Below are 15024 nucleotides of genomic sequence, written 5' to 3' on the forward strand. Positions count from 1 at the left end.
CCGCCCGGACGCGACTCACACCAGGCCGATGACGAGGAACGCAGCGAGCGTCAACGCGAGCAGGACGACGACGTGTTTCACGCCGTCTCGGACCGAGCCCTCGCCGAGCTGCCCGGCGACGAGCCCGGAGCAGACCGCCTGTATCGCGGCCGCGTGGAAGAACAGCTGCTCGTAGGCGGTCGCGTCGATGTCCCCGAGCCCGTCCGTGATCCCCGAGGGACCGCCCGGCGCGCCCGGGAGGTCGCCGGCCCCTGCCCCCGCCCCCGAGATCGCCGCCTCCTCGATCGCGGGGATGAACGACACCGACAGCGAGGCGATGATCCCGAGGAACACGAGGAAGGAGATGTAGATCACGATGAGGTACGTCACCATCACCTGTCGGCGCTCCCGGCGGAGCGACCACGTCGCGCGCGCCTCGTCGGCCGCGATTCGGAGGACCGGCCCGACGTCGCCGCTGGCGCGCATCGCGTTCGTGATCAGCGCGACCGCCCGAGAGGTCATCGGCGACCGGACCCGCCGCTCCAGCCGGCGGAGCGCGGTGCCCACGTCGGCGCCCCAGTCGATGTCGCGGCGGGTGCGTCGCAGATCCTCGGTCAGCGCCTCCAGGTTCGAGTCCGCGACGCGGCGGACGCTCCCGACCACGGAGGTGCCCGCCTCGTTGACGCTGGCGAGCCGGTCGAGGAAGTCGGGGACCGCCGACTCGATCCGCCGGACCCGGCGCTTGCGCGCCTCGTAGACGACGGCGTAGCTCGCGAGCACGAGCGCGGTCGCGGCGGCGATCGGCCGCTCGACCTGCGCGACCATCTCGGTCGGGGACCCGAGGGTGACGGGGAAGGCGAACACGAGGAGGCCGACGACCCCGATCGGAACGGAGAGCAGGAACACCGCGCCGGGCGCGTCGAGCACGCTCTCGACCGGCGACGCGGCCCACCGCCGCAGCGTTCGGATCCGGTCGTACGCGCGGAGGCGCTCGCGGCTCGCCGCCCAGCGGTCCCCCACCGGTGAGCCGCTCGCCACGCCGCCGTCGGGCTGCGGGCTCCCCTCGACCCCGGCGTTTGCGCTCCTCGCTTCGACCCCGCCCTGGATCGCCTCCGAGAGGTCGACGGCTTCGGTGCCGCCGACCCCCTGCGTGACGCTGTCGACGTACACTACGAACCCGAACGTCGCCAGCGGCACTCCGAGGTAGACCACGACGCGCAACAGGGGAAGGGTGTCCTCCAGCACGAGCCCGATCACGACGAGGATGGTGATGAAAAACAGCGGGCCGGCCACTAGGGCGGTGACGTACGCCTCCGCGAACGTCGAGAGCAGCTCGAGGTACCGCTGTTGTTTCGCCTCGGCCTCCTCCTGGTACAGCTCGTACTGGTCGCTGAGGAACGCCGAGACCGGTTGCCCGGTGCCGAGTACTGACGCGAGGTTCTCGGCGAAGTCGGCGAGGTCGTCGCTCGGTGTGCGCCGGGAGGTGCGTTGGAGCGCGGTCAGCGCGTCGGTGCCGAAGGCGTTCATGTCGCGAACGGCGACCGACAGCTCCGTCGCCGCCTCGCCGTACACCGCCTCGTTCTCCGCGAGGGTGTCCATCACGCGCGGGAACGGCATCCCCGACCGCGAGAGCGCGTACATGAACGCGACGGTGCGCGGGAGGGTGGCGTCGATCTCCGCGCCCCGGGCGTGGGCGCGCTGGTCGAGCAGCTCCCACCGCCCGTAGTACATCCCGACCGCGAGCGCCGACCCGAGCGTCGCCGACGCCAGCGTCAACAGCAGGAACAGCTCGGCGAGCCCGAGCTCCGTGAGTCGGGTCACGCCGGCGACGAACCCCAGCGACGCGGGGAGCGCCTCCCGCAGGGCCGCCTCGCTCACTTCGAGCGCCGACAGCAGTCCGGCTGCGGCGTACACGCCGATCACGCTGCCGGCAACGCCGAGCACCCCCGCGTACAGGAGCGTCTTGGCGGCGTACGTCCGGTGGGTCCCGGCGATGTGGGCCGCGCGCATCAGGTCGCGCTGGCGCCGGCGCCGCGGGCCGTCCACGCCGACGTAATCCCCGAAGAGCGACAGCGCGACCCGGGTGACGACCAGGTCGGCCCCGTCGTCGACCGCGGGCAGCAGCAGCGCCAGGCAACACCCGACCGCGGCGAGGAGGGGGAGGGACGCGATCATCCGTCGCCGGCGTCTCCGACCGGTCCCGAGGGTTTGGTCGTGCCGTTGTTCTGCTCGCCGCCCGTGCCGTTGTTTTGCTCGCCGCCCGTGCCGTTGTTCTGCCCGCCGCCCGTGCCGTTGTTCTGCCCGCCGCCCGTGCCGTTGTTCTGCCCGCCGCCCGTGCCGTTGTTCTGCTCGTCGGCCGCGCCGTCGCTGCGCTCTTCGAGCCGGTCCATCACGCGCTCGGGGTCGGCGTAGTACTCGTTGACGAGGGCGGTGAACGCCCGGTAGTCGGTGACGCCGAGCCCGCGGAGCAGTTCGAGGAAGCGCTCGCGGCGCCGGATCTCGCGGAGCAGCTCGGACCGGGACCAGCCGCGCTCGTCGGCGATCTCCTCCATGAGCGACGAATCGCTCCGGCTGAACTCGTCGGTCTCGGCGTCCCAGTTGAACGCCGACGAGTAGTCGAGCTCCCCGGTGCGCTGGTCGATGCCGCCGATCTCGCCGATCGTCTTCGCGCGTCGGACGCGCTGGTCGCCCGAGCGGGTCAGCGTCTGGATCGACAGCATGTCGAGCGACTGGACCATCGCGCGCGGCACGTTGATCGGCTCGTTCTCAAGCCGGTTTATCACCGTCTCGATCGAGTCCGCGTGCATCGTCGAGAAGGTGGTGTGACCCGTGTTCATCGCTTGGAACAGGGTGATCGCCTCCTCGCCGCGGACCTCCCCGACCACGATGTACTCGGGGCGGTGGCGCAGCGCGGAGCGCAGCAGGTCGTACATGTCGATGTCGGCGCCCTCGTAGCGGCGCTCCCGGGTGACCGACGAGAGCCAGTTGTCGTGGTAGAGGGAGAGCTCGCGGGTGTCCTCGATGGTGAGCACCTTCGCGCGCGGCGGGACGAACATCGACACCGCGTTCATCGAGGTGGTCTTCCCGGAGGCGGTGCCGCCCGCGAAGATGAGGCTCTTGTTGTGCTCGATACAGAGCCAGAAGTACGCCATCTGCTCGATCGAGAAGGTACCGTACTCCACGAGGTCGATCGGCGTGAACGGGTCCTCGGCGTACTGGCGGATGGTGAACGCGGAGCCGCGCGGCGTCACCTCCTCGCCGAGCGCGAGCTCCGCGCGGGAGCCGTCCGGCAGCGTCGTCTCCACGATCGGGTCGCCGACGGAGACGTGCCGCCCGGACTGCTGGGCGAGGCGGATCACGTAGTTGTCGAGCGCGGACTTCCCGAACGAGACGTTCGTCTCGATGTCCGTGTAGTCGTCGTGGTAGACGAAGATCGGGAGGTCGTAGCCGTCACAGGAGATGTCCTCGATGTGGCGGTCGTTGAGGAGGGGGTCGACCTTCCCGTAGCCGCGGAAGTCGCGGTAGAGGTAGTACGCGAGCGCGTGGAACGTGTCCATCCCGACGTCGACGCCGTACCCCTCCAACAGCCCCTTGAGCTCCGTCCGGAGGGTGTCCTCGTCGGTCCGGCCGGTGCCCTCGCGGTAGAGGAGCGGGTCCCGGATGTCGTCGACGACGCGGTCGAGGAGGTCGCGCTCGAACCGGTCGAGCTCCGGCTCGACCGCGTAGTACCGGTGCTCGCTCTCGGCGTCGTCGTAGGTGATCACGACGTACGCGTACGGGGCGTTCACCCAGTACCGGTCGACCTCGCGCTCGCCGTCGGGGGCCGCGAAGGCGGCGAGCGGGCCGTCGGCGTCCGGCCTGAAGGGTCGGACGTCGATGTCGGAGCCCCGCAACACCTCCCACGTCCGCGAGAGCCGCCGCCGGAGGGCCTCGATGCGGTCCCCGGCGTCGTCCTCGCGCGCGTCACTCGCCATCGTCGTTACGGAGCCGTATGCGCCGTGGCCGTTTAAAATCCCCCCGGCAATTATCAGCGGCGACATCGGGCCCGGCGCTGGGCGGGCCTCGTCGGGTCGGATCCGTCGCCCAGATCCGTCGTCGACCCCGCGCCTCGCGCTGCTCGGCGGGGGATCCGCCCGTTACGTTCATACGGGACGACCGCAAAGTACGAGTCAGGAAATGCGGCGTGACTACTTCGAACTGACCGTCGAGGGCGTCGACGATGCCGACCGGCAGGCGACGCCGTCGGTCCGCATCGACTTCCACGGGCCGGACGGCCTGCTCCGCGACCGGCTCTCGGAGACCGACGGCGATCTCCTCGACGCCGACGACGTCGACGTGGCGTTCCGGCTTCGAGAGCCGCTCTCGAGCGCCGACGACCCGGAGGGCGTGGTCGGCGTGACGAACCGCTACACCGGGGACTTCGTCCTCGAACTCAACGAGACGGCGACGGACGTACTCCCCTTCATCCACGCCGCGCGCGACTCGGCGGGCGACGAGGACGCGCACTACCGGGTCGAGATCGAGGTCGACGGCGAGCGACTCGTCACCTACGACAAGGACACCTTCCTCGTGTACGACCACGAGGGGAACCTCCTCCGCAACGAGAGCCTGATCCCGTCCGGCGTCGAGTTGTGACTGGATGCCGCTTATAACTTCGCTCCGACACTAACGAAAAAAGCTGAATCGGTAACACGAGTCGTCGTTCGAAAACGACGGCCCCTACGCGATGCTCTGCTTTGCGCGGTCAGTGAACTACGACTGAAATCGCGAACTTTCTCCCTCTTTTTTGTAAGAAGTGTTCGCTTCGTGCGGCGAGGCACGTTCGTCGCTAGCCCCCAACCCGAACTCTCGGGATGAATGTGGCGACGATAGGTTCTGGGCGCCGGAGATACGCCCACAACGCGGCTCGCCGACGCCTAGAACCCTCACGGCCCGCATCCCGATCGACGGTGTCGGGCAGCAGACCCTGAGCCGTACCCCATAGTCCTGTTATGATGTGATTAGCTTTCTCCTGTTCTGATGAACTCCGGCGTGTTCGAGTGAGACGACGTATGAGTAGACTGTCGACAGGCCACCTATGAGCTTCCACTCTGAACTCACCGGGAGAACACCGTGAAGGATCGTCTCCGTGCCCTCTTAGGGAAAGTCATCCCAAGCGGATCATTGCTCGATCGCACTGTCCAGAGCGGGATCTGGGCTGGCGGGATCAAGTTCTCGAGTCGGTTCCTACAGATCCTGATGTTGATCGTTCTCGCACGACTTCTCGCGCCCCGGCAGTTTGGGCTCGTCGGGATCGCACTGATCTCGTTGAGCGCGACGCGAAATTTCTCGAACATTGGACTAAAAACGGCGCTCATCCAACACAAGTCTGCGAACGTCGATAACTACCTGGATACAGCCTGGTGTCTCGAGGCCGCTCGGGGTGCTGTGATATTCGGGGTACTCTTCATCTTCGCCCCTCTCATTGCGGGGGTTTTCGACGAGCCGTCCGCGACGCCGCTGATCCGGGTTATCGGGGTCGGGCCTCTCCTATTCGGACTTCGGAACCCCGGAATCATCTACTTCCGGAAGGACCTCGAGTTTCACAAGGAGTTCGTTTATAATGTCAGCGGCGGGTTCGTCCAGTTTTTTGTCGGCGTCGGCTATGCCCTCGTCTCGCCGACCGTCTGGGCGCTCGTGTTCGCGTACGCGTCGGCAGACGTCTTCCGGTTCGGACTCTCGTACCTCGTCCACGATTACCGTCCCTGGCCGTCGTTCGATATCTCGATCGCGAAAGAACTGATCGACTACGGGAAGTGGATCACGGCCTCCTCGGTCCTCTACTTTCTGTATAAGGAGGGTGACGACGCCTTCGTCGGCTGGTTCATCTCCGCGACCGCGCTCGGGTTCTACCAGTACGCGTACCGGATCGCGGACACGCCCTCCTCGGAGGTTTCGGAGGTTTTCGCCAGCGTCAGCTTCCCCGCGTATTCTAAACTCCAGGACAGTCCCTCGGAACTCCGTCAGGCGCTACTCGCGACGACGCGACTTACGGGGTTCGTCACAATTCCGATGTCCCTCGGTATCGCACTCGTCGCTCCGAGCTTCGTTCCGGTCGTCCTCGGACCCGAGTGGACGCGGATGATCCGCCCGATGCAGTTGCTGGCGCTGTACGGACTGTTCCACTCCATCACACGGAACTTCGGGTCCGTGTTTAAAGCACTCGATCGCCCGGACATTATCGCAAAAGTTAGTGCCCTCCGAGTCGTCTGTATTGCTCTGCTGATCTGGCCGGCAGCCGAGCGCTTCGGTATCGAAGGCGTCGCACTCGTCGTCGTCGGCGTGTACGCGTTCCCGATGCTGCCGCTCGACGTGTACCTCATCTCACAGCTCACCGAGACAGACCCGATGGCGTTCGCCAGGGAGTGGTTCTACCCGGTCGTCGCTGCCGGCAGTATGTTCGGCGGCCTCTGGCAGGTACGCAAGATGTTCGAGGTGAGTCCGCTCGTCGAACTCATCGCCTTGATTCCCGCCGGCGTAATTGTCTACACGGTGCTCTGTTTCTTGTTAGCGCGGTACTCGCGGTGGCAGATCGAGGGTGATATTCGGTCGATTGTCGGAAGTCTCGGGTGAGCCACTACCCTTCTCGTTCACGGTGTCTTTTCGCTGGTCTACGGCCGCTCGAATGATCCGGGGAACTCCGTTCCGCGCTATCGCCGTTCGCTTCGTTGAGGTCTCGTCAGACGAGGTCTGACGACGTGGAGACTGTGCGTCTCCACTATGGCTTTCGCGTGGGCTCTCGTTTGGCCATCGCTGGTAGGATCGTAATCGTCGTTCAAATTCACCGTCCCACGATTCAAGCGCACGTTTACGGTCCGCCTCCGCCTGACGACGTTTGCTAGGTACAATTCATCCGGGTGTTCCCGTCGCTCGCTCGGCTACGATCAAATCCCATCAGATATTATGTTTGATATAACAATACGTGGAACACGCCTGTTCGGTAGTATGAGGCCGAAACGATTCCAGGTGCCGATCGGAGGTGCATCTGATAATTGCCAGGATTGCGTATCTCGTGTCTTTGACGCGATATCACTGCTCGTCTCAGCAGTTGTTACCAACCAAACGACGATCGAGTCGGTGTGATCTCGAACAAACAAAGCGTGACGCTGACACCCGAATCGGCAGACGGGTCAGATGATGCCTCAACCGTGATACCGCCCATCGGGCTCGGAACCTCCCGAACCGGTGGTTACGAGTGTTTTAACGCCGTCGGGGAGGCACTCGAGATCGGCTACCGTCACGTCGACACGACGATGGCGTACGAGAACGAGGCCGCCGTCGGCCGCGCGATCGAAGTCTCGACGGTCGACAGAGACGACGCCTTCGTCACGACCAAACTGAAGGGGTATCCCGAGTTCTTGGACCGCGAACGGCTGATCGAGGCGGTCGAGGGAATGCTTCAGCGGCTCGGGATGGATCGGATCGATCTCGTCCTGATCCACTGGTGGCACCCCAGCGGGGATATGGGGGATGTGTTCGGAGCGCTCTCCGAACTCGTGAAGGCCGGGAAGATCGACTATATCGGCGTGAGCAACTTCTCGATCGAGCAACTCCAGCGGGCGATGGACGCATCCGAAGTCCGGATAACGACCAACCAGGTCCAGTATAATCCCTACTTCCATCAGGACGAGCTGCTCTCGTTCTGTCGCGAGAACAACGTGTTGCTGACAGCGTACAGCCCGCTTGCTGAGGGTCTCGCTGCCGAGGATGAAACTCTCTCACAGATCGGTGACCAGTACGGGAAGTCGGCTGCCCAGGTCGCCATCCGGTGGCTCGTCCAGCAAGACGGCGTGGTCACGATCCCGAAGACGGTGAGACCTGACCGACTCCGGGAGAATCTCGACGTGTTCGACTTCGAGCTCACAAACGCCCAGATGGACCGGATCCACGACCTCGAGGGGCCGCTCTGGTTCAGACTAAACCATGATCGGGGCGCTATTACTCGTTTCCGGAGCAGAATCGGTCAGTATGTGCCAAAACGGATCCGAGACGCAATCTCGTAACGGGACGGTCTATCCGTTCCGACTCATCCGTGGTGAAGTCAGCGTTCGATCGAGCGTCGTTCACTCCAGGTAGCCGAGATCCTCCAACTGCGACTCGATGCCTCGCGAGAGCTTTTCCGGATCCGACTTAGCCTCGTTTCCTCGCTCCGAGAGTTTCTCTACTCGACTCTCCATCGCCTCCGAGAACCGGTTCCGGAGCGGCTCCCGGTCTCCTGAGAGCGGTTCCCCGTCTGGGCCGAACAGGTAGTCTCTGCCGTCCTCGGCCCTGACGTATCGGTGCTCGCTATCGGTGAGGATCCGCCACTGGGTGGTCGGCTCGCTGGTCCGTCCGGTGTGCGGGACGTAGTCCTCGACGAGGGTGCCCTCCTCGCTGCACAACGCCTCCCTCGGCGGCAGTTCAGGATCGGTGACAAGATCGAAGATTCCGGTCAGACTCGCGGGGTCTGACACTCGCTCCGGGGAGTCCTGTTCGGGTCGTTTGACGATGAGCGGGACATCGGTGTTGACCTCTCGTGTGGAGTGTGGCGGCGTCCCGTCACGGTCGAGGTCCCCGAGGTTCTTCCCATGATCAGAGGTTATCACCACGAGCGCGTCGTCGTACCTTCCGGTCTCTTTCAGTACCGACAGCAACTGATCGAGCTTTCGGTCCTGGTACCGGAGACTCGCGTCGTAGAACTCGAGAACGCGTTCGCGTCGCTCCGGCGGTAGGTCGCTCCGGCCGAGGACGTACGCCAGGAGTTTTGTGTTCAACAGCCGTGGCTCGATCGGTCCCGGCGGCGAGAGGTCGAGATCCTGGAAGGCGTCTTTCGGAGGAAAGTACGGGCTGTGTGCCTCCATCAGGTTCAGGAAAGTGAACGCCGGCGGTTCGTCGCGGGCGGTCGCTCGTAGCCACCTGCTCGCGCGATTAACGAGATTCGAGGTGAACAGGGGCCGTTTCAGCAGGAACACGGGCTGGCGGGCGGCCTGCGCGAGCAGCCCGTGTGCCGCCGAGTACAGTCGGTCCCGCATCGTCGAGATGTCGGTGTCTCCGTCGACTCCGATCTCGAGATCCCACTCGACGTACTCGTCGAATCCTCTATCGATCTTGGACAGCGAGCCGACCCATGGATTATTTGAAAACCCGGCCGTCCGGTAGCCGTCGGCCGAAAGCCGCTCTGTGAGCGTCTCGATCGACTCCGGGAGCCGCAACGACCGGTCGGAGAAGCCGTTCGTGATGCCGTGCTCGCTCGGCAGCAGGCCAGTGAACATTGAACAGTGCGAGGGTAACGTCCAGGGCGCCGCAGTGTACGCGCTTTCGAACAGCGTTGCCTCCTCCGCGAGCCGATCGAGGGTCGGGGTCGTCTTACGCTCATGCCCGTATGCGGAGACGCGGTCCCGACGAACCGAGTCGAGAATGACGAACAAGATGTCGGGGTTGCTCATATGCGCTCGGAGTCTCGGTGTTGGCTTCGTTATGGACTCGTTGAACCCTATTACCAACAATATATCTCGCGCTCCTCAACGATCAAGGTCGACTATATTCGCCGTATCTCAGGGGTCTAGACACATCTGTGTACGACCGAACCCCTGTCTGATAACGGGTCAGACACGGTTTATTTCTGTCCACTATCGGACGAGATTCGTTTGACAAAGTCCCAGACGAACCTAGCATCCGTCATCGCTGTAGGTGATTTGAATTCTTCTTGTGATGGTGCGTAACAGATCGGGCGCTTTGGGCGGGCGTTGGGTTCTCTCCAGAACACACACGTCGAAGACGTGCTGTGCTATCGGGCCTGCAGCCGCTCAACGGGGCTCGTTTTGCGAACGACTGTTCGGTCGGCTCGAAGCGCCGATTTCGAGGGTTAATACGAAATTAACTCCAATTACTGCTCACAAAGCCCTTCGCCCTGAAACCCTCGCGGACGGGATCTGAAAACATGAAAGTAGTAGACTGTCATACTATAATTCATGTGTAGATATGAAATTCATATAATAATGAACACGTCGGTAACAATACCGTTATATAGGTTAAGATCTGATTAATAATTGCATGGCACGCAAGCTGGCAAGCGAAGACGTCGATAGCGACAGCTCAAGCGAAAGAAAAGAACCAAACGAAGATGGCGGCGATTCCGACGTCGCTGGAGGATTACTGAACAGACGTGACTACGTGAAGCTGAGTGCGGCGACGGCAGGTGCGGTTCTCGGTGCATCGGGACTTACTTCAGCCGCCGAAGAACGGGGCGATATCCAGTTCGATCGCGTCGTGGACGCGGTCGATGACCTCGGAATGGATCCAACCGGTAACGTCTCAATAGACGGGGCGCTGAACGATGCTCACGAGACCGGGACACTCATCGAGTTCCCTCCCGGCGAGTATAGGATCGAGACGGAAGCTGTGATATCCGGATCAACGAGCCGGTGGGGGATCCGGGGAACCGGGGACAGCCATGAGGATGTCACGTTCCGCTTCCCAAACGCAGACAACTCCTACTGGTTCGTCCATCAGCACGGAGGGGAGGACGTTCTACTGGACAACTTCACACTCGACACCGACGATAAGCTGATAGCGATCAGAATTCGTACAAACGATGGCGGGCTTATCCGTGACGTTGAGTGGTCCGGGTACCTCCCCGAGCGTGACGGCTGGCCGGGACAACTTCTCGATCCGGGCTGTCGGGATACCGACGGTGTCAACCGAGTCGTGCGAACGGTCATGGGGCGAGACGGCTCGTTCATCCACGGACACAGCTGGGCGACGGGTAGAACGGGTATCACCGGGATCCGATTTTATCCGCACAGCGACGCCCACGGTGACCGACATGCGGGCGAAACCATCCTCGAGGACATCGAGATGCATCAACTCAGCAGCAACGGTGTCCGTAGTACCCACCCGACGGGGGTCGTGACTGTGAGAGGTGGATTTTTCAAGAACTGCCACCTCGCACACCTCCGCATCCACGCGGGAGATCATCCCACGAAACAGTCCTCCGTCACCGGGACGACTATGGTGATCGATCACGACGATCATCTCCCGATGGGTGACGGGGAGTGGAACGAGCACGGATGTAACGCTGTGATGCTTGACTCGACGAGTAAGAGCTACTCACAGGCGATCTACGAGGATTGTGACATCATCTGTCGAAATGTGGAACCGACCGATGGATGGGGATTGATACGGTGTAACAACAGCGGATCCTCCAGTCCGGGTGGCGGCGCCTTCCGGAACTGCCGAATCACTAACGATACCGAACTGCAAACCATTTGGATCGACGAACGAGAGGACAACGTGGATGCGCCGCGTCACTGGCTGTTCGAGAACTGTGAGATCACGGTCACGGCGTCGGACCAGTACAGGGAGGCGGCATTCGTCCTTCGGGACGATTGGGATGGGTCTGTGATCCGGAACTGTGTCATTCACGCTCCCAATGGAGATGTCGACGGAGTATTCATCGAGAATTGCGACGATGTCACGATCGAGGATACTACGATCGACGTGTCCGGTCGAGCAACCGTGTTCGAGAACGCGGACGTTACGACCACCAACGTGAGTCACGCGGTCTCCGAGGGCACTGATTCAACCGGTGACGACGAAGGTGGCTTCGAGGAGGATCCGAGTCTGCTGCGCGTCATCGCGGACGAGGATGCCGACGCGTTCGAGTACAGTTTCACCGTCGACGGGCGAGTGGAACATATTGTCGACGGCGACTACCCCTCGAACCCAGATGCGTCCGCGCCGGACACGATCCACGAGAACGACGACGGTAGCTACACCGTCGAGGGCGTCGTCGCCGGCTACACCGGTGACAGTACGCGCTGGGGCGGCGACTCCTACCGGTTCACCGGTGACTTCTCTGCGTTCAGTCTCAACGGTGTCGCCGCCGTTACGATCGACGGCGAAACTGTGGATCCTGCCCGGCTCGTCAGCGGGTCGGACGATGAGACGAGTGACGGAACTGGTGACGATACCACAAGTGACGACGGATCTGAAAATATTCTCCGCGTCATCGCGGACGAGGATGCCGACGCGTTCGAGTACAGTTTCACCGTCGACGGGCGAGTGGAACATATCGTCGACGGCGACTACCCCTCGAACCCAGATGCGTCCGCGCCGGACACGATCCGCGAGAACGACGACGGTAGCTACACCGTCGAGGGCGTCGTCGCCGGCTACACCGGTGACAGTACGCGCTGGGGCGGCGACTCCTACCGGTTCACCGGAGAACTCATCGAGTTCTCGAAGGCAGGGCCTGCGGAGGTCGTCGTGAACGGCGACGTAATCGATCCCGACGAGTACACCATCCAAGAGAGTCGAACGCTGCGCGTCATCGCAGACGAAGATGCCGACGCGTTCGAGTACAGTTTCACCGTCGACGGCCGGGTGGAACATATCGTCGACGGCGACTACCCCTCGAACCCTGACGTCTCTGCGCCGGACACGATCCGCGAGAACGACGACGGTAGCTACACCGTCGAGGGCGTCGTCGCCGGCTACACCGGTGACAGCACGCGCTGGGGCGGCGACTCCTACCGAATCACCGGAGCCATCGTCTCGATGCGGCTACAGGGACAGGCAGACGTTCTCCTCGAGGGAGAGGTTGTCGATCCCGACGACTACGGGCTGCCGAATCGGCTCACGATCATCGGCTCCGGTTCGACCTCGACCTACGACTTCACGGTCGACGGGGAGTTGAGGAAAGACCCCAACGGATCTCTGGATGGGGAGTTAGAAATGTCAGGATCCTCTGCAGAGGGGAGCGTTGTAAATGGTGTCGACAGCTTCCGGTTCGAGGGTGACATCACCCACTTCCAATTCGAGGGCGAAGCCGGCGTGTATCTCGACGATCAGCAAGTCGAACCGACCCTGCTTCAGACGGAAGAGGATCCGACTCTCCAGAGCTGGATTGTGGTTGAGGGAGTCGGGCACGTGACAGAATACGCGTTCAGCGTCTCGGGCCACGTGCGAAAATCCCCCGACTTGGGCCCGGTCGAAACTGACGACGTAATTAAAGGAAACGCGATCGAGGGCGTAGCTGACACCGAGACTGACGGGTACCGCTTCAGCGGCGATCTCGAATCCTTGGAAATACGGGGTACCGCGGACCTCCGGTTCAACGAGAACTGAGACGTTACTCCGTCTCGGAATACGATCCCGCATGCTCGGTTCCGACTCCCTCTCGGAATCGGCGTGACCTACTTTGCGGTCGTCGGACATATCGCGTCAAAACTGGAACGTGACTTCTCCCACAACAGAAGTCGTGGGCTTTCTCCTCGTTCTCGTGTAATCGGAGCGTTCGTCTTATTAGACACTGTATAATTATGACTTAGGTTCGGTTCTACCCGATCAGTGTTGCCTCCATCACAGTTCAACTACGCGAGCTGTACATTTTTGATAACGGATCAGAAACGATGGGCCAGGAAGCGGCCCGGCGATAGCGCCGCCTCTGATGGTATGTAAAATGAACCGTCGGCAGTATCTTTCGGCGGCTTCACTCGCCGGTTCCGGGTTACTCGCCGGATGTGGCGGTTCGGGAAGTCGGGAGCCGGCTTCCGATCCGAGACGGGAGGGTGAGTCGGACCGTGAGGACGACGATGTGGAAGACTACGGGATTGAGTTCGATCGAATTCAGAATGCCGTCGAGGATCTCGGGATGGATCCGACAGGGGAGGACCCTATTGACGATGCAATCCAGCGCGCCTATCAGCAGGGGACCCTGATACGGTTTCCTCCGGGAGAGTACACGGTGTCGGAATCTGCCGTCATCGACGGTAACCTCTCGCGTTTCGGAATTCAGGGAATAGGAGACAATCACGGGGATGTTGTCTTCCACTTTCCCAATGCCGAGAACAGTTACTGGTTCGTTCATCAGAACGGGGGGAAAGACGTCCTACTAGACAACTTTACGATCGATAGTCACGAGAAGTACGTTGGGGTCAGGTGCCGCACGCAAGGCGGATCGCTGATACAGGACGTCGAATGGCGCGGGTTTCTCCCCGAGAAGACCACCCAATTGGGCCAACTTCTCGATCCCGGTTGCCTTTCGGTCGACGGTGTAAACACGGTTAGACGAGTGATTATCGGCCGAGACGGAGCACACGTCTCCGGTCACTACACGATAACTGGTGTCCACTCGATGACCGGGATCCGGTTCTATGGAACCGGTACCCGTTCTGGGGCGATGGGTCACGTCGGTGAGACCATCCTCGAGGATGTCGAGATTCATCAAATCGGCTCGAACGGCGTCCGTCATACACACGGCGATGGCGTAGTGACGGTCCGAAACGGTCTTTTCAAGAACTGTCATCTCTCCTCGCTCCGTATTCACAACGGGAACCACCCGTCGAAGGACTCGAGCGTAACCGGTGCGACCGTCGTCATCGATCACGAGAATGCGGGACCCATTGGCACCGGTGAGTGGTCGAAGCACGGGAGCAATGGCATCATGCTCGACTCCACTGGCCACGGTTACTCACAACCTACCTACGAGAACTGCGACATCGTGTGTCGTTCGATCCTTTCGGATGGCGGGTGGGGGTTGATCCGGGTGACGAACACCGGACGCTCTAATCCTGGCGGCGCCGTATTCAAGAACTGCCGAATAATCAATGAGACAAAGCTTCAAACAGTTCGAGTCGATCCCCGAAAACCGGATGCAAGCCCTCCACAGGGAATCACATTCAACGGCGTTGGAATCTACCTATCGGGAGATTCACAGCCACAGGGGGCGATTGTCTCGATTAGTGACGACTGGGACGATTCGCTCATTACCAAGAGCGTAATTTACGCATCTGACGGCGCTGTCGATGGAGTCCGCGTTCGAAACTGTGAGAATGTTACCATTGAAGACACGACAATTAGTACCCCTGGACAACTGATTACCGGAGACGTCGCTCAAGTCGTCACCGAGGGGATCTCCTCAGAGGCCCCAGAGGACCTCCCGTTCTGAGGCGGGTTCTGTTGTTTCGTTCCGACAAGCGCGTCCCGTGTTAACTATGGCCTTTCTTTATATCTCTGTAGGAGCAC

Annotated in this window: 8 protein-coding genes; 5 read left to right on the forward strand and 3 right to left on the reverse strand. The window is 62.0% G+C overall.

The window, feature by feature from the left end; genetic code table 11:
• Window positions 1-15: 15 nt before the first annotated feature.
• Both C468_RS16005 and C468_RS16010 read right to left on the reverse strand, forming a co-directional pair.
• The gene (locus C468_RS16005; protein ID WP_008849942.1) at window positions 16-2154 is read right to left on the reverse strand and encodes a type II secretion system F family protein; all 2139 of its coding nucleotides are present in this window, start codon (window positions 2152-2154) and stop codon (window positions 16-18) included.
• Window positions 2151-3953 carry a type II/IV secretion system ATPase subunit gene (locus C468_RS16010; RefSeq protein ID WP_008849943.1) on the reverse strand — a complete coding sequence of 601 codons (1803 nt, stop codon included), beginning with the start codon at window positions 3951-3953 and terminating at the stop codon, window positions 2151-2153. The genes C468_RS16005 and C468_RS16010 overlap by 4 nt, the downstream gene beginning before the upstream one ends.
• A 202-nt stretch (window positions 3954-4155) precedes the next feature.
• Here C468_RS16010 and C468_RS16015 point away from each other — a divergent pair, with 202 nt between their 5' ends.
• From C468_RS16015 to C468_RS16025, 3 genes are all read left to right on the forward strand, one after another.
• Window positions 4156-4614 carry a DUF5793 family protein gene (locus C468_RS16015; protein ID WP_008849944.1) on the forward strand — a complete coding sequence of 153 codons (459 nt, stop codon included), beginning with the start codon at window positions 4156-4158 and terminating at the stop codon, window positions 4612-4614.
• Window positions 4615-5217: 603 nt separating this feature from the next.
• Window positions 5218-6591: a lipopolysaccharide biosynthesis protein gene (locus C468_RS16020; protein ID WP_241431023.1), complete on the forward strand. Its 1374-nt coding sequence runs from the start codon at window positions 5218-5220 to the stop codon at window positions 6589-6591.
• Window positions 6592-7166: 575 nt separating this feature from the next.
• Window positions 7167-8021 carry an aldo/keto reductase gene (locus tag C468_RS16025; protein ID WP_008849946.1) on the forward strand — a complete coding sequence of 285 codons (855 nt, stop codon included), beginning with the start codon at window positions 7167-7169 and terminating at the stop codon, window positions 8019-8021.
• Window positions 8022-8081: 60 nt separating this feature from the next.
• Here C468_RS16025 and C468_RS16030 read toward each other — a convergent pair whose 3' ends face one another.
• Window positions 8082-9443 carry a sulfatase gene (locus tag C468_RS16030; RefSeq protein ID WP_008849947.1) on the reverse strand — a complete coding sequence of 454 codons (1362 nt, stop codon included), beginning with the start codon at window positions 9441-9443 and terminating at the stop codon, window positions 8082-8084.
• A 607-nt stretch (window positions 9444-10050) separates the two neighbouring features.
• Here C468_RS16030 and C468_RS18210 point away from each other — a divergent pair.
• The gene (locus tag C468_RS18210; RefSeq protein ID WP_152422939.1) at window positions 10051-13125 is read left to right on the forward strand and encodes a hypothetical protein; all 3075 of its coding nucleotides are present in this window, start codon (window positions 10051-10053) and stop codon (window positions 13123-13125) included.
• 469 nt (window positions 13126-13594) lie between these two features.
• Window positions 13595-14947 (forward strand): hypothetical protein, encoded by a 1353-nt coding sequence (locus C468_RS16040; RefSeq protein WP_008849950.1) that lies wholly within the window; start codon window positions 13595-13597, stop codon window positions 14945-14947.
• Window positions 14948-15024: the final 77 nt, after the last annotated feature.

It is taken from the genome of Halorubrum kocurii JCM 14978 (genome assembly GCF_000337355.1).
In the GTDB taxonomy this organism is placed as follows: domain Archaea; phylum Halobacteriota; class Halobacteria; order Halobacteriales; family Haloferacaceae; genus Halorubrum; species Halorubrum kocurii.

Bases quoted from the DNA above. Each gene is read 5' to 3' on its own strand.
- C468_RS16005 (WP_008849942.1), bottom strand. From the start codon at position 2,154: ATGATCGCGTCCCTCCCCCTCCTCGCCGCGGTCGGGTGTTGCCTGGCG.
- C468_RS16010 (WP_008849943.1), bottom strand. From the start codon at position 3,953: ATGGCGAGTGACGCGCGCGAGGACGACGCCGGGGACCGCATCGAGGCC.
- C468_RS16015 (WP_008849944.1), top strand. From the start codon at position 4,156: ATGCGGCGTGACTACTTCGAACTGACCGTCGAGGGCGTCGACGATGCC.
- C468_RS16020 (WP_241431023.1), top strand. From the start codon at position 5,218: ATGTTGATCGTTCTCGCACGACTTCTCGCGCCCCGGCAGTTTGGGCTC.
- C468_RS16030 (WP_008849947.1), bottom strand. From the start codon at position 9,443: ATGAGCAACCCCGACATCTTGTTCGTCATTCTCGACTCGGTTCGTCGG.
- C468_RS18210 (WP_152422939.1), top strand. From the start codon at position 10,051: ATGGCACGCAAGCTGGCAAGCGAAGACGTCGATAGCGACAGCTCAAGC.